Source organism: Streptomyces sp. NPDC088354 (genome assembly GCF_044753585.1).
Lineage (GTDB): Bacteria > Actinomycetota > Actinomycetes > Streptomycetales > Streptomycetaceae > Actinacidiphila.
In genome coordinates, this window is the sequence record NZ_JBIVNJ010000065.1 from 1 (window position 1) to 20,505 (window position 20,505).

The window sequence follows — 20,505 nt, forward strand, 5'->3', positions numbered from 1 at the left end:
TGATCTTGGAAGCCGTGCCTGTCACGTTCCGGGGCACCGCCGAGCTGGCAGATCGTCACGAACCGGGCGTCACGCGACTACGCCGAAGCCCTGCCAAGGAGATACAGCATGGCTTGCGGCCGGTAGGGGCGCCCTGGTTTGTCGGATTCCAGGATGGCCAACTGGCCGAGAACCCCTCAAATGCCTTGCCATGTGAGTCGCTTCGCCGTTCAGCTAAAAGTTCTTTTGCCTCCCGCCTCCCGCGATGCTGGGGCCGCAGCCTGCGCCGCTGTTCGGGCCCTTCAACGTCTATGGGTCGATCGCCGCACCAGCCGTTGGTCCGACAGGTCTCTGGTGTCCGTGCCGTACGTGTTGGATGTCAGGAAGCTGTGGGATTTCGGAAACGGCGAAATTCCGAATGTCTTGGACCGGTAACTGATCACGGACGAGGGCGTCACAGACGTCTGTTTTTGCTGGTGCGGTTTTAGAGATCTCAGCAAGGTGGGATCACGCCATGCACGGCGTCCTTCAGAACGAGTCACTTACCTCGGGAACGTGAAGGATCTACGAGCACAGATAGGATCCAAGTTGCTTAAGCATGCATATATTGCGTTAGGCGCAGGGGCCGCTGCGATTATGGCGGCAGTGTCTCTGACTGGCTGTGGCGTGATAGACGCCCAGGCGACGGGGAGGGACCTGACTCCGGCGGGGAGTTGGAAGCAGATCGGAAAATCGGCAGTGAACTCGCTGACAGGAGGCGAAGGAATTGCCACGGCTGCCGACGGCTCTGTGATTAAGCGGGGGCTCGGTTCCATACCGCTGGCTGTGCGAAGGGAGGGGTTTAATCACATTGGCGACCTGGATATCGCTGAAAATTATACCTTCGATTCGTATCAAGGCCCCAAAGAGAACTCGCCCAAAATGTTCCTGGTGACGGATGGGGCCGGCAAAAGACTCGAGTACCGCCACTCACTCGATCCGGGCGAGTTGTTCAATAATTCGTTCGATACCGTGTCTCCTGATGGCCAATGGATGGTTTCCGGCGAGTTCGGGATTCAGCGACGCCTGCAGGTATTCCCGACGCCGGTACTCAATAAGTCCACTCTGTCTGACGGAGGTCCGCTCAAACAGGCTGGGCCTATCAATCTCGACGTCGATGTCCAAAACATACAGGGCTGCGACTTCTTTTCCTCGCAACGCCTGGTCTGCACTTCCGATAATGCAGATAAGGACGTTCTTCAGGTCGACCTACTTCGCCCAATTGACGGCAAACCGACAACCGGCAAGGTCACCAAGCTCTTCAGTATTCCGCAGATCAGTAAATGCAGCGGCACCTTCGAGGCTGAAGCGGTCGACTACGACACGGAAAGCAAGACGTTGAGGACTGGCATCATATCCCCCGGGCTGTGCAAAGCAGTGACCAACATATTTTCCTTCCGCTGGGTGCCATCGGAATAGAACCTCCGACCGAGATCTATGCAGTTGGTCGGTGGGGGATTCCCGGAGCGGATCACGATTCCATCGGCGAGGACGGGCCGACCGAGGTCGCTCGCTTTGACCACCACCGGCCAAGGGAAGACAAAGAGGGCGATGACATTCTGCAACTGAACTCCGCGGAAGCAGCCGCCCTCCTCGCGCTCGGCTCGGGGGCTTCCTCCTGGCTGGTCGAGGCGGGGCGGCCGGGGTGCCATGGGTGAGCTTCATTCACCATCACCACCGACGCGGCCACCGGCTATGAGTGTGCGGCGAGTGCGGGCATGGTGTGCTGGTCGGCAGGCGCGGTCAGGGCACAGATGATGCCGGTCACCGGTTGTCCGCAGTGTAGTGACGTTGGTTGCTGATCCGGTGAAGGTGGCGTACGAACAGTTGACTGCCGAACTTGGCGGGGGTCGGCACCAAATGGCCACGGCCGTCAGGGCCCGGTGTCCCTTGCCCAATCAGAGCGGCCGGTGTCCGTGGTGTAGGCGCGGAAGTTGGCCAACAGAACCTGGACGCTGTCCCAGATCAAGACACCGATCGGCTCCGGTTCCACAAGAACGCCACATTGGCGTGCATCGCCCGGATACTGCAACGCAAATCGGCGGCCACCAGGGCGAGGATTGCCGCACCCTGGTGACCAACTCCCAACCCGTCGAGCACTGGAATGACCGCAATGAGAACCGGCTGCAGCGGCGTTTCAAAGGGTACAGGCCTTACGACGTTCATACCGGCCCGCCCGATCCCTCGTCCCTATGTTTTCTGAAGCCGACGGTTTCACGACGAGGATTATCCGGCAGCCATCAGAGGCTTCACGTGTTTGTCTCTCGGTGCGAGCTGGGCGTGTTCAGCCGGTCGCAGGTATTTCTGACGTATTGCGCAAGCGGAACTCCGACTGCGCGGCTTGACGTGAGCGATTTTTCGCCGCCGTGAGCTCACGCCAATGGTGGCCCGCACTGACGATCCGTCGGCTCATGCAGATCCGGTCGATACGGCGGATAGACGGCTGAAACTCACTTCAGATCAGAGGGATTGATGTAACCGGAGTCGATCAGCAGTTTCTTGTAGTTCGACTTGTCAACTGCGACCGGGGCGAGTAGATATGCGGGAACGACCTTACTGCCGTTGTCGTATTGCTTATTGTCTGTGACCTTCGGGGTCTTGCCGGCGATGATCGCATCTGACATGTCAACGGCGACGGCGGCGAGTCTGCGCGTGTCCTTGTAGACTGTCATGGACTGTTCACCTTTGATAATCTCCTTGATGGAGTCCACTTCGGCGTCCTGGCCTGTGATGATCGGCATGTCCTTGTCGTCCGAACCGTAGCCGTCCGCTCTGAGAGCCTGGATCACGCCGCGCGCAATTCCGTCGTTTGGTGCCAAAACGGCGTCGAGGGTGGCCGAACGGAAATACCGGTGCAGTCGCGTAATCATTGTCTCGTGCGCGACCTCTCCATCCCAGTGCCACGTAGTCACCTGAGTAATGCGCCTGTTGCCACTCCTGAGCACCAGGAGACCCTTATCGATCCACGGCTTGAGGACAGCCATAGAGCCGTTGTAGAAAAAGACTGCGTTATTGTCGTCCGGGTCTCCTGCGAATATCTCGAGGTTGAAGGGCCCCTTTCCCTCCTTCAAGCCCAATTTATCGACGATGTACTCTGCCTGCAATTGGCCGACCTTGTAGTTGTCGAAACTGGCATAATAATCCACGTTGCTGCTGCCCAACAACAGTCGGTCGTAAGCGATAATCTTGACGCCTTTACGCGCTGCATTTTTGAGGACTTCTCCAAGTTCATACCCGTCGACAGCGCCGATGATTATCACCTTCTCTCCGGCGTCAACCATGCCCTGAATCTGGTCTACTTGCAGGTTGACATCGTCAGCGGCATACTTTACGTCTACCGTGTATCCCTTCGATTCGAGGCTATTCGTCATGTTCTGGGCGTCATCGGCCCAGCGCGTCTGAAGCTTGTTGGGCATTGCAATACCCACTGACACTTCACGATTTCCAGCAGAGTCGTCACCGCACGCAACGGCACTTGCAGCGAGAAGTGGCAGAACGATGGCCACCCGCAGTATTGAGCGGTTTCGGACAGGCTTTTCAGAACGCATGACAATCTTCCTAAACGCCTTAGAGTAATGCGCAACAGTAGTTTCAGTCAGGGCTCAAAATTCGCACTCCCGCGCGAACGAATTGACAGCTGACTGAGATGGGCAGAGGAACGCAAACGGGACAATTCGGTCCCCAGTGGGCACCACCCTCCCGTGATCGCTTGAAAAGGCGCCCGTACCTTCAACGCAAAGGCGCAGCTTTGCGGCCCGAACGGCAGAGTAGCAACGGGCGTTTCGATTCACAAATACAGCAACGCGATGGCCCGTTCATGGCTCGATAATTCCACTCTGTGGCGCAAAAATTCACGCAGGCGGAATGCGTGCAATTGTAATCAGGCAACTACTGGCCCCATCCAGCATGTGAGGTGGGTGCACAGGCCGCGGCGAAAGCCGAGCTAAGCGCGGGATGCAACATCGCCGACGCATCATGGACGGGTACACGCGCCTCGTCCAGGAGGTGGAGCTGCGTGACGGGTCACCCGTCACCGACTCATCTGCTGGGAAAGGGATCTACCAGCTCGTGAAAGGGCTAGCCGCCGGCGGGGGTGCCCGCGGCGGTGACGTGCCGGGCCCTGAAGCTCGCCAGACAGCCATACTATTGCTGGCGGACCGGCCGGCCGCCGATGCCGAGTTCGAAGGAGCCGTTCGAGCCAACGCGTTATTCGACGCTCATCGTGAGGATCCGGAGTTCGGCTACCGCTTCCTGGCCGACGAAGCCCGCGGCACTGGCGTGGAAATGGCGGATCGGACAGCGTGGCGGATCTGTCGGGACATCGCTGTCCTGCTGCCCCACGCATCTTTGGGGCTGAACCCAAGCAGCTTTGGACCTCATCAATACGAACATGCTCCCCGCGACTCGGGGGATGCTCCTTGACACGGAATAATCCACCGGCGGGCTCTCATCTCACGCTAAGGCAGCCGGCCGCCCCAGACGGGACGGCCGTGCTCCATTGGTTAGTCAGTCCTGCCTGCCCTTCGACCATAAACACATCCGTCGAAGTGCGCACGGCGTGTTAGATTTGCAATGGGCTGGACGAGTGACGCGGCGCCATATTCGTCGCGTCGGCGTTCCGTGGCCCGCGGGACCACCCCCGCTTATACCTTCCTTATCGCTGACCGCCGTTCCTCTGTGGGGCCTCGTGGCTGGCTTGGCAGCCCGCGATCACGCGTGTCTCATCAGGTGTGTTTCTTTGGCTTGCTGTCCGCGATGCACCGCCCCGTGCCGCAAGGCGGCCGGCTGGTGACGATGCCAGGTACGCACCACTCTGGTGGGCACGCATGGGTACCGCATCTGGCTTTCTGTTATGACGTCCGTTGGACGATCATCTCGATGGGGCTCTCGCGGCTATTCGAAACGATCCCGCCATTGGCCCGACCGCTTCCCGCGGCCATGCTGTCCCCGCTAGGCCGTCGAAGCCGGGCACGGGCAGGGAGATGAAAGAGGGCCAGTAAGTCGGCCCCTCACGAGGGCGCACATCCTGGGCCGCTCAGGCAGCAGGTTCGCGGTACCGAGGCAGAGCCTCCCCCGAGGATGCCCTCTTCGAGGGTCTAAAGTCGCCAACTGTGCGGGTTGACGTCGGTCTCGACGACCGCAGCGGTGTTGGCGGTGACATCGAATCTGGCCCCGGACAGCTGTCGCTGGGTCAGGCCGCTGATCTCCATCAGGGACGACGTGTCCACCGGCACGGTGATCTGCCCCTGCGCCCACCCGTCCAAGGTCACGTGTGTGGTGACCTGGCCAACGCGCACTATCCGGGCCAGGGTTAACTGGTATTCTGCCATGGTATACCTCCTTGATCATTTGCCTAGGAGGTCACCTTCCGTCGTCCGGCCCCCAGCCGTCAATTTCCGCCTCGGTCGGCACGGAGCCCCCGGCTTACGCGCGATGAAGCGTTCGAATTTACCGAAGAGATGTCCTTGTTTGACACACCTCCGGCTGTTCGTTGGGCAGCACAGAGCCGGGAGTAGTAGCGCATCCCGCATGAGGAAGTGTGTGGGCGGCCTGGCGGTCGCCTCCGCGGTTGAGACGGTGGCGTTTGGTCCGTCATCTACGGAGCCGGTGGGATACGGGGGATACCCCGACAGAGGTGGGTGACGAAGCTTCGGAGTTCTGCCGTCGGGATTATTGCCGGTGATGATCAGGAGCTGGGCAGCCGTCGTGGTGCCGACGCCTACGTACTCGACCAGGCCAGGAACCGCACGTGCGGCCAGGGGTTCGAGTCCTGCGTCGCCGTTGGCTGCCCCCGTGGTGAGGTGCTCACAGCGGCGGTGGTCACACGTCAAGGGGGTCCGGCCCGGGCGGGCGGCGTCGGCGAGGAGAGTTGCGCGATCGGCTAGTAGGTGGTAATTCGCCGTAGGCGTTGGCGGACCTCTGCGGGGCAGAAACGACCAGGGTGCGGATCCGGTTGATTGGCCCTGCCACGAAAACGTACGTCACCCGCCGCATCGGCGAGGGCAAGAGCCCCCGCACGCAAAACGATGCCTTCAGATGCAACACCTGCCGCCAGATCTTTGAGATCCTCGAACGACGGAACGGACAATACCCAGAAGAGCCCCTCAGCAGACTATGAGACGACATAGCAGAGTCGGGGGATTGGTCACCGTGCGGACTTTGGGTGATTGTCAAACCGCGCGAGCCCTCCGGGCATTACGTCCGGGTTTTGCCGCAGGTCAAGTGCCGATGGCGGCTGCCTGGAGGGCGGTCATGGTCTGCAGGCCGATGACGGCGTGGAGTGGGTACGGGGCGGGCGTAGTCGCTTCCAAGTCCTTGACCCAGTCCTCGAAGGCCTCGGTGAGCGCTGCGTGTTTGGCTTTCGGACCGGCAGGGCGGGAGGGCCCAGGCGCGGCGGCGCGCAGCAGCAGGCCTGCGGCACGTATGGGGAAGGAGACGGCGCTGTCGTCGGCGGCCGCGTACTGGCCACGAGTGACTGGCCCGTCGGACATGGAGTGCCATAGCTTCGCGCATCGAGTGGCCGCGCGTAGGGTCTCGGCAGCGGCGTCGGTGAACATCGCCGCCCTGCCCGGCAGGTGAGGGCGCATGTGTTGTAGGTGCCCGTCGAGCAGCCGAGCGCGTTCGGCGAGGGTGGCGGCGGCGTGTCGCATCAGGTTCGCGTAGCCAGTGCCGTCCGGGTTGCCGGTGTAGGGCGTGAGAAGGGTGCGGGCCGGCCACAGCGGCACCTCGGGTATGACACCGATTGCGTCGGACGGGAGGTGGCGCAGGCTACTTGCGCCGTGGGCGAACCTGTTCTGGCCGGGTGCAGCCATGACGAGTTCTTCGACTGGGGGCATGACATGGACGGCGGGGCCGTCCTTGGCCCAGCCGACGGTGTCGATGCCCTCGTGGCTCAGCGGAATCCGGTACCGGGCGGCGGCCTCGCGCAGCGCAGTGGACAGGGGCGCGAGCGGGCGGTTCACCACGAAGACCGCGCCACCGAAGTCGGAGCTGTGGAGGTCGATGTAGACCTCGGGCCGCACGGTGGTGAGCAGCTCGCGGAGGATCGTGGTCTTCGGCAGGGAGCCGTCCGAGCCTTGTGCGGGAAACGTCCACTCGGGTTGTGCGGCGATCGGCGTCCGGTAGAAGTGCCGGTGGTATCGGTCTAGGTCCAGTGGCCGGCTCGTCCAGGGCTCGTTGAGAGCGGCTCCGTCCGGGTCGATGCAGCCAACGAGGTGCCAGGTGCAGCCGATGGCGCTCGTCCAGTTGCTGGTGCGGGCGAGCAGGCGGGCCAGGGCGAGGACCGTCAGGTGCCCGGCGGGTTCGTTGGGGTGCATGCCTGCGACGACCAGGACATGCCGCAGGCCGCCGGGGATGGTCAGCATGCCCACCGGGCGACCGCCTTGCGACAGGCCGAGCTGCTCGACCTGGCAGCCGGGGTGTGCTTCGGCGATGCGGGCGAGCTCGCGGTCGACTTCGCCGGGCGACGGGAAGTTGTGCCGGGCACCCCACGGCGCGAGGTCAATGTGGTCCGGTCTCGGTAGCGCTTGCATGCAGCCCTCGTCGTCTTGGCGAACCACTCCTGGCTCGGGGGTGTGGCTTCCCGCCACCGTTCCGTGCTGCGGCAAATGGTAGATCAAGTGTGGCCGATGCAAGGGGGGTTGGTTGTCACGTGCAAAGGGTTGGTTCTGCGATGCCCTTTCCATCGGCCTTGCTCACGAGGAGTGGACCATGTCGCAGCGGTCGAAGGCCACCGTGCTGAAGTCCGCCCCCCGGCGCGCGTCGGGCCGCCTGGAACGTGTGGAGTGACGAACCCGTTGCGTCAAGACCAACTGGGCGCTGAGACACCGGCACGCGCCGTGGTGGGGAGCGCAGGCATGCTCGTCGGTGCCCTCACCACCTCGTGAGGGGTGCCATGTTCTGCCGCCAGGCCCGCGCCCCGCCGCCTGAAGACCGCGTTCGTACCGAGGGCTGCGGGCGAGGCCTTGGGAACGCGCTCGGGGCGTGATCCCGCCCGTCGACTTGCGTTCCCCGGGATCGTCATGCAGTTGCCTCGCGGGTGGCCCGAGCACGGCGCCTACCGCACTACCGATGCCAGATCGGTCCCGGCAGCAGCGCGCACGGACTGGTCGGCGAGCTCCGCGACCCGCCCTGGCTGCGGGACCTGTTGACCGCCGTCCACGGCACTCGCACCACACCGCAGATCACCGATACTGTCCGCGCTGCGCACCCGGGTAGCACCGTGCAGGACGTATTTAGAGGTCGTCTCATTTGGTGAGTCTGCGGTAGCAGATGAGGGTGCAGGCGATGCTGGTGAAGGCCAGGAAGTGGTCGGCTGTGCGTTCGTAGCGGCGGTGCAGCCGACGGCATCCGGCGAGCCAGGCCATGGTGCGTTCGATCTTCCAGCGATGTCGACCCAGGCGTGCGGAGGATTCGATGCCCTTGCGGGCGATGCGGTGGGCGATGCCTCGTTGCCGTAACCATCGTCGCAGGTGAGCGGAGTCGTAGGCTTTGTCCGCGTAGAGCTTGGAGGGCTTGCGTCGGCGCGGTCCGCGGCGGGAACGGATCGGAGGTATGTCGCGAACCAGGGGAATCAGGGCCTGGCTGTCGTGGGTGTTCGCTCCCGAGATCCCGATGGAGACGGGCAGACCGGAGCCTTCGGTGATCAAGTGGATCTTTGACCCGTTCTTGCCCCGGTCGACAGGATTCGGGCCTGTCAGTTCCCCCCTTTCAGGGCCCGCATGTTCACCGAGTCGATCGCGCACCGGCTCCAGTCCAGCTCGCCGCGGGAGCCGAGCTCGTCGAGGACCAGGCGGTGCAGCTTCGCCCACACCCTGGCCTTGGTCCACTCGGTGAACCGGCGATGCGCGGTCGCTCCCGACGGCCCGAACGACGGCTCGGGCAACTGCTGCCACGTGCAGCCCGACGTCGCCACGAACACGATGGCCGCCAGCACTTCCCGATCCCCGTGCCGCCGCCTTGCGGCCTCGTCGGCGCAGGCGGCACCACCCGCTGGAACAAGGCCCACAACTCATCCGGCACCAGCCGCTCAACGATCCCCACGCCCGCAGACTACCGAACCAGCCAATTGAGATGACTTCTTATGTCGTTGGACAAGCCGATTCAGGCCGTGCGCATGGATGACGCGGCCGCGTGGCCGCCGCCGGACTTTACCGGGACAGAGAAGGACCGCTCCGGCACAGCGTCTTGCACTGACGGTGACCGACACTCAGCCCCTGCACCAGTCCTGGGACAGGCGCCGGGCATCCTGCGTTCCGCCCATGTCGTCCTCATGAGGGTCGGATGAGCGGCCGCGACCCTTTGGCTTTGCGCGCCGCTGCCAGCCATGACAACTTCGGGGTTACTTGGATTCGCTGAGTCACGCAAACCCCTCGTCCCACCACATAGTGCAGCCCCGCGCGTTCAGGCAGGGCCGGAAGGTCGCCGCATCGGCTTATCTGGTGTCTACGATCGCCAGCCGCACATCGAGCCCCCACGAGGGATTCGCGTCAGCCACGTTCAGCACCAGCTGCCACGTCTCGGCATGGTTGATGTACTCGGGAACGCCGCGGGCCGTACGGCGTGAGACCTTGTCCGGGTCCGCTTCCGGCGAGGACGGGTCCCGACCCTCGAGCAGGAACAATCGGCAGTTCACACCTGCCGAAGAATGATGCCTGGCCGGATGAAGCGAGGCCCCCACCTGGCGATTGGTGACCCTGCCCGCGGTTCCGGTGTACTGCCATGGCATATGCGTCGAGGCGTTGCCGTCCTTCAGGAACTCGGTGTCGTCGAAGACCAGCACCACGGGCCGGATCGCTAATTCCATCTTCAGCGCCAGATGGGCCCGGAGATGGGACGGATCCCATGGGCTGATGGCGATGACGTGGGTCAGCGCCTGTCGGTTGGCCGTTCTCTCGCAGCCAGGCCGCCATCGACTTGATTCACTTGTGTCACGCGTTGGTCATCAGCCCACGCGGATGGACCTGTCCCTACCAGCGCTGGTCCTTGCGCGCAAACAGCTGGAACACCTTCACCGCCAACGTTCAACTCATCACGCGCCACAGCCATTTTGTCGAGAATCGCACCTTCCCAACACCAGACCAGCCCAGGGGGACACGCAACACCTCTGCTGGCCTGACCGAGTACCACTATTGTCTCAGTGTAAATATCGGACTTCCGCGCCAGAGTAATAGGATCCTCGCGCGCGTTAGCGCGTCATCCTTTGTCCGTTGAGTGACATGTCCTCAATGTGCCACGTGCATGACTTGAATGGGCTGGCATTGACCCGATCAAATCGGGGAAGCAATGGCCTCCAAGCCTCACAGTTAGGAACTCTTTTGCCTCCCCTTTCCCGTAGCGGGCGGTGGGCGGCGTTGAGCATCGCCGTGGCCCTGCTCTCTGGCCTCGGCTCCGCCTCTGCGTCCGCACCCCTGTCCTTTTCCGTCACGGACTTCAATCCCACGGCCAGCGGCGCGGCGTCCCAGACCGCTGTTGGCCACGCTCGCACCGTCACTCTGATCACCGGCGACACGGTGACTGTCACTCCGGGAGTGAAGGGGGCGCCCGTCTCGGTGAGTGTGCAGAAGCGTCCAGGTGCCACCGGACCTGTGCGAACTGTCAGTGATGACTCTGGGACCTACGTTTTCCCGGAGGAAGCCGAGCCCTACATCGCATCCGGCGTACTCGACAAACGGCTCTTCAACGTGACCGAGCTCATATCCCAGGGGTACGACGACCAGCACGCTGCTGGGCTGCCACTGATCGTCACACGAGAAGCGGGGGCATCGCGGCTCTCCGCAACAGACTTGCCGGGGGTCGCCATCAAGCGACAACTGACTTCGGTCGATGGTGAGGCGGTAGTCGCGGACCGCTCCAAGATTGCGAGCATGTGGCGTGCCCTCGTTGCTGCACCCGGTGGTCAGGTAGACCGAAAGGCCGTCAAGTCGCCATCCCTGTCCGGCGGCATCGACAGGATTTGGCTGGACGGGAAGGTTGAAGCAGCGCTGGCAGACAGCACAGCGCAGATTGGCGCGCCACAAGTTTGGGACGAGGGCGCCACAGGCGCCGGCGTCAAGGTGGCCGTGCTCGATACGGGGATCGACGCGGGTCATCCGGACCTGGAGAACCGTATTGCTACAAGCCGCAGCTTCGTCCCAGGCGAGGATGTTGCCGACGGTAGCGGTCACGGCACGCACGTAGCATCAACTATCGCGGGCACGGGCGCCGCATCGGCAGGCCAGGAAAAGGGCGTTGCCCCAGGCGCAAGCCTGGTCATCGGCAAGGTCCTCGACAACAGTGGCGCGGGTGACCAATCCTGGATCATCGCGGGTATGGAATGGGCCGCCAAGAGCGAAAAGGCCAAGATCATCAGCATGAGTCTGGGTTTGGCGAAAGCGCACACCCAGGACGATCCCATAAGCCAAAGCGTGAACAAGCTCAGTGAGGAGACCGGAGTGCTCTTCGTCATTGCCGCTGGTAACAGCGGCAATGACCAGTACACAGTCAACGCGCCCGGAACGGCCGAGTCTGCCTTGACCGTTGGCGCGGTCAACTCTGCGGACAAGATCGCCGAGTTCTCCAGCAGTGGCCCCCGCGCAGGCGACGATGGACTCAAGCCTGACATAACTGCCCCAGGAGTCGGAATCCTGGCAGCCCGTTCCCAGTACGTCAGCGGAGAAGGTTACTACACAGTCAAGAGCGGTACATCGATGGCGACTCCTCATGTCGCCGGTGCCGCAGCGCTGCTCGCAGAGAAGCACCCCGACTGGTCAGGTCAGCAACTCAAGAGCGCTTTGATGAGTACCAGCAAGATAACTCCGGATATTAGCACCTACCTTGGTGGTACCGGGCGAGTCGACGTATCCGAGGCCTTCCGCGCGCAAGTCGTCGCCTCTGGCTCGGTGGATACAGGCCTCATCAAGTGGTCACGTGACCCTCAGCCCATCGAGCGCCACATCGCGTACACAAACCATGGCATTAGCCCCGTGACACTTCGTCTCACGCTGGACCGTGGTCAAAGTCCCAGCAGTCTGTTCGCTTTGGGCTCCGACCAGATCGATGTGCCGGCGCACGACAGCGCGTCAGTGAGCCTCGTCATCGACCCGCGTGGGGTTGCCGCAGGCGGCTACACCGGACAGGTCGTCGCACGGGACAGCGGGGGCGCCATTGCCGCACATACCGTCTTGAGCACCAGAACCGAATCCGAGCGCTATGACTTGACGCTCCGGGCGAAGGACCGCGACGGCCAACCGATGGCGGGCGCGGTCACCCTCAAGGGTTCAAACGATGTGGAACTCCAGCACTACTGGGTACCGGAGACCGGACTGACCCTGCACCTGCCACGCGACACGTACTCCGCAATGATGTACAAAACGGTGCGAGGCACACACGGACCGTACTCCCAGGGACTGGCGCTGTTGGGTGACCCCGAAGTCGAGTTGACCGATCCCAAGGTGGTCACCTTCGACGCTTCCCAAGCGCACCAGGTCCAAGCTCTCACGCCCAAGCCGAGCATGCCGACGAACACCAGGGTCGAGTACTGGCGCGCGTTCACGACGACGCAACCTCAGTACGGGGACTGGATCGACGGCATGGTGATCGACGCAACCTACGACAGTGTCTGGGCTCAGCCATCATCCGAGAAGGTCAAGCGCGGCGCCTTCGACTTCACCACGAGATGGCGGGCTCCGCAGACTCCCCTCGCCGTTTCCCGAGGCACACACGACCTGGATGTCCTAACTCAGAGCGGCACCAAGCCGCTCCCGAACGGCGCCGCAGATTTGGATGCTGTCTTCGCGGGCACGGGTTCCCCGACCGACTACGCACACTTGTCCGCCCGCGGCAAGGCCGCTGTGGTGCGCCGCAGCAGCACCGTCACCGCCTACGAGCAGACCCAGGCCGCCCAGGCCGCCGGAGTGAAGTTGCTCCTCGTTGTCAACGATGCGGCGGGGCGGCTCAGGACCTGGTACGGCGACGACGACTACGTTTCCCCTGGGCCGGTGGCAGTGGCATCAGTGACCAAGGACGACGGTGAAACACTGATCGCTCAAATCGCTGCATCGCCCCGCAAGAACTTGCGGCTGCGGGCGACGGCACACCCCGACCCCTCGTACGTGTACGACCTGGTCAGCCATCACTCTGGTGGCATTCCCACGGACCTCACCTACCGCCCGGACTCACGCAGTCTGGCGCAGGTGGACGTCACCTTCGGCCAGAACGAGGAGACTCCCGTCACGGAGACACGCAGCGACTTTGCGCGGTACGCCGGAGACAGTGTGTGGAGCTTCACGCCCGAACCCGTCGCGCGTGGACCACGCACCGACTGGATCTCCACGGGTACCGACGTCAGGTGGCAACAGGAGGTTACGGTCCCCAACGTGGTGCGCGAGGTGTCCGAACAGATGACATATCGCTCCGCCGGAACCTACAAGGAGTGCTGGGTCGCCCCCATCCTGCGTCCGCGCATGATCAGTACTGATCTTCCGACTCGCGAGAACGGCAACGTTCTGTCCTTTGCCGCGCCCGCCTGGGCGAGCGGCGGAGCAGCACATTCTGGTTCCGGCAGCACTTGGGGCGGTCTCTCCCAACGCACTGCGCTGTACCAAGGCGACACGCTGATCTCCGAGTCGGACAGCGACAGCGGGTATGGTGGAAACCTCTCCCCGAAGCCGCTGCCGTACCGGCTTGTGGTCGACGCTACCAACGACAATCCCTCTTTCAGCCGTTACTCGACCACCACGCACACCGAGTGGGCCTTCGTCTCGGGCGATGCGGAGAACAAGACCATTCCGCTGGCGCAGCTCGACTACGGAGTGGACATCGACGCTGATGGCATGGCTCGACGCATCGCAGACCTCACTGTAACGCCCAGCGTGCTGGGCGCACCGACAAACGATGTGCCTTCCGTGCGACTCGAAGTCTCCTACGACGACGGAACCACGTGGCATCGCCAGACGCTCATTCACCGTGACGGTTCTTGGAAGACCGTCCTTCTCGCACCCTACTCGGCATCGTTCGTCTCGCTGCGGACCAACGCCACGGACACGAGAGGGAACTCGGTTAGCCAGACCATCATCCGCGCTTACGGCCTGAGGTGACGCGTGGACCGGTGCCGCGCTGGATGCGGCACCGGTCCATCAAACGGGCATCAGGACGGCACCGCGTATCGTGAACCGGGAGTGTCTCCAGTGATCAACGGCGGATCTGATGAGCAAGGAGACGCCTGATGAGCGAGGCCTCGACCGAGTGGCTATGTAGGTGAGTTCCAGGAACGTCTGCTGCTCAGCGACGAGAACGCCCGGTTCCACGGGAGAGTGATGTCGCTGAGTTTCGAGAACACCTCGGTACTTGCTTCGGGACCATGGTTGTGCTCTGCGCGACGAGGGGGCCCGGGTGCTGCCGAAGTCCAAGGTCGATCTGTACGCGGCGATCCGCCGTGACGCCAAGGCCGGCTCCTCGCTGCGGGCGCTCATGCGGAAGTACGGCGTGGGCTACGAGACGGTGCAGAAGGCTCTGATCTCGGCGGTGCCGGAACCGCGGAAGAAGATGGAGCCGCGGGAGACGCGCCTCGACCGCTACAAGGCACTGATCGACGGGATCCTCACGGCGGATCTGACCGCGCCGCGCAAGCAGCGGCACACCGTGAAACGGATCTACGACCGGCTGCTGGACGAGCATGGCGCCGATGTCTCCTACCAGATGGTCCGCAGCTACGTCGCTGCCCGCCGGGAAGAGATCCGTCTGGAGGCCGGCAAGGGTGTGGCCGACGTATTCGTCCCGCAGACCCACCGGCCCGGCGCCGAGGCCGAGGTCGACTTCGGGGACGTCACTGTCAAGCTGGCCGGCGAGCTCGTGACCTGCTACCTGTTCGCGTTCCGGATGTCGTACTCGGGCAAGGCCGTCCACCGCGTCTTCGCCTCGGCGGGGCAGGAGGCGTTCTTCGAGGGCCACGTCCACGCTCTCAACGTGCTGGGCGGAGTGCCGACCGGGAAGGTCCGCTACGACAACCTTAGGGCTGCCGTCGCCCAGGTGCTGGGACTCTCCCGCCGCCGGGTGGAAGCCGAACGCTGGACTGCATTCCGCTCGCACTACGGGCTGGAGGCCTTCTACTGCCAGCCCGGCATCCGCGGCGCCCATGAGAAGGGCGGCGTCGAGGGCCAGATCGGCTGGTTCCGCCGCAACCATCTCGTCCCCGTCCCCGAAGTCGACACGCTCGCCGAGCTCAACGCCATGATCGACCGCTGGGACCTGGAGGACGACAACCGCCGCATCCGGAACCGTCCGCGCACCATCGGCGAGGACTTCACGACCGAGAAGCCGCTGCTCGCACCCCTCCCGGACGACCAGTTCGAGACTGGCCGGCTCTCCACTCCGCGGGTGGACCGCTACAGCCAGATCTGTGTCCGGATGAACCGCTACTCGGTCCCAGTCCGTCTGATCGGCCGCACCGTCCGCGTCATGCTCCATGCCTCCGAACTGGTCGTCTACGACGGACGCGAGGAAGTCGCCCGCCACGAACGGCTCATCGCCCGCGGCGCCACCCGCCTCGAACTCGACCACTATCTGGAGGCCCTGATCCGCAAGCCGGGTGCCCTGCCCGGCGCCACAGCCCTCGACCAGGCCCGCGCAGCCGGCCGGTTCACCCCGATCCACGACTCCTGGTGGCAGGCCGCGGTGAAGGCCCACGGGGAACGCGACGGCACCAGGGCTCTGATCGAAGTCCTCCTCCTCAGCCGTCATCTGCCCCACGAACCCCTGATCACCGGCCTCGCCGCGGCACTGGCGACAGGCGCGCTGACCGCAGACGCCGTCGCACTGGAGGCCCGCAAGGCCGCGGACGCCGACTCTGACACCGGGCTGCAGGACCCACAGCCGGCCACCCCCGGTATCGCCCCACTGCCCGCCGCCGTCCGGGCACAGCTGCCGCCCGACACCCGCCCGCTGCCCTCCGTCGCCCACTACGACCAACTCCTGCGACTGCGCCGACCCGACCGCACCACCCCCTGAAGAGGAGAAGCCCGTGTCCCTTCCCCGCCAGCGAGGACTCACCGAGCAGGCCGCCACCACCGCCGTCGACCAGGCCTGCCGCATGCTGCGGCTGCCCACCATCCGCTCCCAGTTCCCCGAACTCGCCGAGACCGCGGAGCGCGAGCAGATGTCCTACCTCGGCTTCCTCGCCGAGCTCCTGCTGGCCGAGTGTGACGACCGGGCCCGGCGCCGCTCCGAACGCCGCATCAAGGCCGCCGGGTTCCCCCGCGACAAATCGCTCCGCAAGTTCGACTTCGACGCCAACCCCAACATCGACGCGGCCGTGATCCACACGCTCGCCAAATGCGAATGGATCAAGAAGGGCCTGCCCCTCTGCCTCATCGGGGACTCCGGCACCGGCAAGTCCCACCTGCTGATCGCGCTGGGCACCGAGGCTGCGATGGCCGGCTACCGGGTCAAGTACGTCCTGGCGACGAAGCTGGTCAACGAGCTCGTCGAGGCCGCTGACGACAAGCAGCTGACCAAGACCATCGCCCGCTACGGACGCGTCGATCTTCTCGGTATCGATGAGCTCGGCTACATGGAACTCGACCGCCGCGGCGCCGAACTCCTCTTCCAGGTCCTGACCGAACGCGAGGAGAAGAACAGCGTCGCCATCGCCTCCAACGAGTCCTTCTCTGGCTGGACCAAGACCTTCACCGACCCCCGCCTCTGCGCGGCCATCGTCGACCGCCTCACCTTCGGCGGCAACATCATCGAAACGGGCACCGACTCCTACCGCCTCGCCACCACCCGAGCACGCGCCGAACGGCAGAGCGTCAGCTGACGAACAACGCTGGCACCGCCTTCCCCGGCACGGTGGACGGTCGCCGGGTCAGCAACGACGGGCCTGCGGTCAGGCGGGACGGCAGGCCGCACATGCGTGGTTGTCGATCGCGGCCATCAAGTCCTGAGCCGCTGCCTGCACGGCGGGATCTCCGTCATCGGCCAGCCTGTCTGCCAGGCCTCTGCCGTCGAGCACGGCCTGGTGGGCCGCGTATTGAACGTCGAGCCGAGGAGGATTGGCCTGCTCGAGGATCGTCATGAGCAGCTGGACCACACCCGAGCGGCTGGCGACAGTGTCAGTCACCGCGAGATCCCACAGGAACGGAACCGCCTCGGCAGTCGCGTCGAAGACGGACAGCTCACCAAGCCACAGCCCAAGATCACTCAATGCTGAAGCGCTGGTCAGTGCATCGCCCCACGCCACCCGTGACAGCCGGCCCGGAACCTCTTCCGCTGATCCATACGCGTGCGTCAGCTCGTGCCACCGAACGCGGCTCAGGCCCTTGAGGATCGTCCCCACCACGCACCCCCGTTCTTTCGACGCCAGCGACGCCGAGCGCCCCCATTCCACCTCACGGAGCCCATCGATCGCGAGCCTGCCCGGAGGGCGTTTCCAGAACTCGCCTACATCTCGCCCACCGCCGAGGCCAGAACGTTCTCCAAACCCGCCCACATACGTTCTTCGTTCTCACCTACGTAGCCAACCGAGCACCCGGGCGTGGAGAAGCCGGCCATCGAGTTGACTGCTGAGTCGGTGTCGGATGAGCAGTTTGATCGCGGTGCTGGTCGACTGTGCCCGATCCGACGGGATGCTGTTGGCCGGGGAGGGTGAGCTTTCGCAGCAGCTGACCAAGCGGGTACTGGAGTCCGCCCTGGAGGGCGAGGTCACCGACCACCTTGAGTACGGGAAGCACGACCGGGCTGGTGCCGCCAGCGGCAACAGCGGCAACAGGATCTGCTCCGAGACCATCGAGACCGAGGTCGGACCGGTGGAGATCGGCGTCCCGCGGAACCGCGAGGGCAGCTTCGATCCGCAGATCGTCAAGAAACGCCAGCGGCGGCTGACCGGCGTCGACGAGACATCTCATGTCGTCTGCGAGTCAAGTCGAGTCGCCGACGATCGGACGGGCGCGGCGGCTCGCGTCTCCTGTGCGGTTGGGTGGGCAGGGAGGCGGTAGCGTCCTTGGCATGCTGGACGGTCCTGATGTGTCGGTGGCGCTGCGAGGCGGAGTGCGTACTCGCTCCCAGGTCTGGGACTTTGGGCGCTGGTTTCCCGACGCATGGATGGGCCGTCCGCTGCGGTCGGAAGACGGCTGCTCCGAGGACGAGTTGGCGGCTGCGGAGGCTGACTTGGGCTTCGAGCTGCCGGCCGCCTTGCGTGAGGGCTACGCGCTCCTCGGCCGCCGGGAGGACCTGACCCGGCAGCAGGACCCTTTGGTCGAGCCCGCCGGACTCTATGTCGATGACGCCTTGGGCGGCGTCCTGGTTTTCTGCCGTGAGAACCAGGACTGCGCCTCGTGGGGAATCCCTCTCGCCCGGATCGAGCAGGACGATCCACCGGTGGTAGTGGAATCGCACCAGGGCTGGATTCCCTTCTTCGATCGGATGTCCCTGGCCTGGGTCGAGTTGGTGTTGAGCGAGTCTCTCTTCGGGGCGGCCAGCTTCTACGACGCCTGCGAGCTGCCCGACGCGCTGGTGCCGACTCTCCACACCCGCTATGCCCGGGTCGACCTGCCCGACCATCCCCTGTGGGCGAGCGAGGACGACTCACCGGTGCGCTGGTACGCGGCTCCCGGCCGGCTGGTGCGCCGAGACGGCCTTCAGGACCAGTCCTGGATCCATGCGCGCGGGCGCACGATTACCGATCTTAAGGCCATCCGTGAAGAGCTCCCAGGCTCCTGGGTCTGCTGAAGCCGCGCCCACCACCGCTGTGAGCAGGTTCGCCGTGCAGAGCGGACAGGCGATCACGCCGCCAGTGCGAGGGAGTATGCGAATGCGAGTTCGGGATCGTAGAGGGTGCGGTTCTGCAGGCAGTGGTAGAGGCAGCCAAGGAGCTTGTTGAACAGGTTTCGGAGGGCTGCGGTGTGGCGCTCGCCGGTGTCCCGGCGGTGGTCGTAGTGGGTGCGTGGCTCGGCGGAGCGCAGAGCGGCGAAGGCCCACATGTAGCCGACGGCGGCCAGGCGTCGGTTCTTCACGGTGCGGGCGACCACGACGTGGCTGCGGCCCGACGCCCTTGTCACCGGTGCGGCGCCGGCGTAGGCCTTGAGGGACTTGGCGTCGGCGAAGCGGGTGCGGTATCTCGGCCAGTACCCGCGCCCCGGACATGGCAGACAGGCCGGGCAGGCTGGTGATGATCTCGGCGTCCGGATGGGACAAGAACGCCTCCTTGGTGGCTTCGGCCAGGTCGTCGCCGCTCTTGCAGGCGGCGTCGAGCTGCTGCAGCAGGGCCGCGGTCTGGTGGGCCCATGGCCTGCTCGACCAGCGGCAGCTGTCGCATCTGCTCCGCGCGGAAGAGTTCCCGCAGACGTTCGACCTCATCGTCGAGGGAGCGGCGGAGCCGGCCCGCCCGGCTGAGCAATGCGCGCAGCTGGGTTCGGGTCAGCTTGGCGGCTGCGGCCGGGGTCGGTGCCGCGGCCAGCACGGCACGGGCGTGGGCGGAATCCAGGCCGAGCTTGCCGCTGCCGTGGAAGGCCAGCAGCGCGGCAGGGTACTACTCGCGCAGGTGGGAGCGGCGTTAGTTTACCAACTGGCCCTTGTCCCAGACCGCGTCCTGGTGGGCGCGGGCGAGCACAGCGACGGCCTGACCGAGCTCGCTATCCGCGGGCAGGCCGGTGGGCCTTGATGTCGATGCGCAGGATGTTGGCCAGGACCCGGGCGTCGGCGGCGTCCGATTTCGCTCGGGAGACGCTGCTGTGGTCCCGGTAGCGGGCTGCGGCCAGCGGGTTGATTGCGTAGACCTTGCGGCCGGTGGCGCGCAGGCGGGCGACCAGCAGGCCGCGCGGTGTCTCGATGGCCACCGGGATCGGGGCCTCGGGGCTGTCGCCGTGGAGGGACAGCAGCTCCAGCAGGGCGTGGAAGCCGGCGCTGTCGTCGCTGATCCGCAGCTTGGCCAACTGGTCCCCGTCTTGGTCGACGAGGGCTATGTCGTGGTGGTTCTCCGCCCAGTCGATGCCGCAGAACACCTCTGCTCAAGGTTGCTCTCTCCCTCACTCATCGGCACATTTACGCAGTTCGAGTCCGTGTGGAGCACGCGGCGCTCTAATAGAAGTGCTCCGGGCACGCCATCTCACGAGCCGTTCGTGTCTCCAGCGACCGGTAGGGACCTCGGTCTGCTGGAGAGCTCACGGCTCGCGAACGTCTGAGAGGTCGGCCCCTGCCGGCGGGCTGAGGACATGAAACCGCCGCAGCTGGCGGCGCCGGGCGGAGCCTGTCTCGCCTCGGGGATCACGTCCCGCATGGTCCTTGGGCTTCCGCCAGGCGACGCCATCGCGGACGCGGCGGGTCTGACCATGGGGATCTCGTCCCGGAAGGGCGGCAGGCCTGCGTCACACGGGTCGGTGGGCTCTTGCGCTACCCCCGCTCCGGCTCACCGATGAGCTATTGAGCTTTTTCAGCGTTGCTTCTCCAGGGTGAGGATGGCTTTGGCTGCTGACGACAGGCGGTTGGGGCTGCAGCGGGCGTGGCGGAAGATGCGCC

10 protein-coding genes and 4 pseudogenes are annotated in these 20,505 nt (G+C 64.6%); 7 read left to right on the forward strand and 7 right to left on the reverse strand.

The features are described from left to right. The first annotated feature begins 615 nt into the window (after positions 1-615). On the forward strand, positions 616-1,437 hold the full coding sequence (locus tag ACIP98_RS39670; RefSeq protein ID WP_401981342.1) for a hypothetical protein: 822 nt from the start codon (positions 616-618) through the stop codon (positions 1,435-1,437). Positions 1,438-2,468: 1,031 nt separating this feature from the next. On the opposite strand, the gene chvE is transcribed toward ACIP98_RS39670, so the two are convergent. After that, a complete protein-coding gene (gene chvE / locus ACIP98_RS39675) occupies positions 2,469-3,566 on the reverse strand; it encodes a multiple monosaccharide ABC transporter substrate-binding protein (RefSeq protein ID WP_401981322.1) in 1,098 nt (365 codons plus the stop codon). A gap of 427 nt (positions 3,567-3,993) precedes the next feature. Here chvE and ACIP98_RS39680 point away from each other — a divergent pair, with 427 nt between their 5' ends. Further along, entirely contained in the window at positions 3,994-4,440 is a 447-nt protein-coding gene (locus ACIP98_RS39680; RefSeq protein ID WP_401981325.1) for a hypothetical protein, read from the forward strand. A gap of 674 nt (positions 4,441-5,114) precedes the next feature. Here the strand turns inward: ACIP98_RS39680 and ACIP98_RS39685 are convergent. From ACIP98_RS39685 to ACIP98_RS39700, 4 genes and pseudogenes are all read right to left on the reverse strand, one after another. Continuing rightward, a complete protein-coding gene (locus tag ACIP98_RS39685; RefSeq protein WP_401981328.1) occupies positions 5,115-5,348 on the reverse strand; it encodes a hypothetical protein in 234 nt (77 codons plus the stop codon). 888 nt (positions 5,349-6,236) lie between these two features. Continuing rightward, positions 6,237-7,550 carry a M14 family zinc carboxypeptidase gene (locus tag ACIP98_RS39690; RefSeq protein WP_401981331.1) on the reverse strand — a complete coding sequence of 438 codons (1,314 nt, stop codon included), beginning with the start codon at positions 7,548-7,550 and terminating at the stop codon, positions 6,237-6,239. A gap of 714 nt (positions 7,551-8,264) precedes the next feature. Next, a pseudogene (locus ACIP98_RS39695) lies at positions 8,265-9,054 on the reverse strand (IS5 family transposase). 397 nt (positions 9,055-9,451) lie between these two features. Further along, positions 9,452-9,901: pseudogene (locus tag ACIP98_RS39700) on the reverse strand (transposase); the annotation flags it as partial. Positions 9,902-10,370: 469 nt separating this feature from the next. Here ACIP98_RS39700 and ACIP98_RS39705 point away from each other — a divergent pair. The 3 genes from ACIP98_RS39705 to istB all read left to right on the forward strand — a co-directional run bounded on the left by ACIP98_RS39705 (position 10,371) and on the right by istB (position 16,810). Next, positions 10,371-14,093: a S8 family serine peptidase gene (locus tag ACIP98_RS39705; protein WP_401981334.1), complete on the forward strand. Its 3,723-nt coding sequence runs from the start codon at positions 10,371-10,373 to the stop codon at positions 14,091-14,093. A 298-nt stretch (positions 14,094-14,391) separates the two neighbouring features. Next, entirely contained in the window at positions 14,392-16,002 is a 1,611-nt protein-coding gene (istA, locus tag ACIP98_RS39710; protein ID WP_401981345.1) for an IS21 family transposase, read from the forward strand. A 13-nt stretch (positions 16,003-16,015) separates the two neighbouring features. Beyond that, positions 16,016-16,810 carry an IS21-like element helper ATPase IstB gene (gene istB, locus ACIP98_RS39715; RefSeq protein ID WP_401981336.1) on the forward strand — a complete coding sequence of 265 codons (795 nt, stop codon included), beginning with the start codon at positions 16,016-16,018 and terminating at the stop codon, positions 16,808-16,810. 69 nt (positions 16,811-16,879) lie between these two features. On the opposite strand, the gene ACIP98_RS39720 is transcribed toward istB, so the two are convergent. Continuing rightward, positions 16,880-17,332 carry a hypothetical protein gene (locus ACIP98_RS39720; protein ID WP_401981337.1) on the reverse strand — a complete coding sequence of 151 codons (453 nt, stop codon included), beginning with the start codon at positions 17,330-17,332 and terminating at the stop codon, positions 16,880-16,882. Between the two features lie 231 nt (positions 17,333-17,563). Here ACIP98_RS39720 and ACIP98_RS39725 point away from each other — a divergent pair. Both ACIP98_RS39725 and ACIP98_RS39730 read left to right on the forward strand, forming a co-directional pair. Further along, positions 17,564-17,888, forward strand: a pseudogene (locus ACIP98_RS39725) (transposase); the annotation flags it as partial. Between the two features lie 109 nt (positions 17,889-17,997). Next, on the forward strand, positions 17,998-18,720 hold the full coding sequence (locus tag ACIP98_RS39730; RefSeq protein ID WP_401981340.1) for an SMI1/KNR4 family protein: 723 nt from the start codon (positions 17,998-18,000) through the stop codon (positions 18,718-18,720). 53 nt (positions 18,721-18,773) lie between these two features. Here ACIP98_RS39730 and ACIP98_RS39735 read toward each other — a convergent pair. Continuing rightward, positions 18,774-19,991 (reverse strand): annotated as a pseudogene (locus tag ACIP98_RS39735) (IS110 family transposase). Positions 19,992-20,505: the final 514 nt, after the last annotated feature.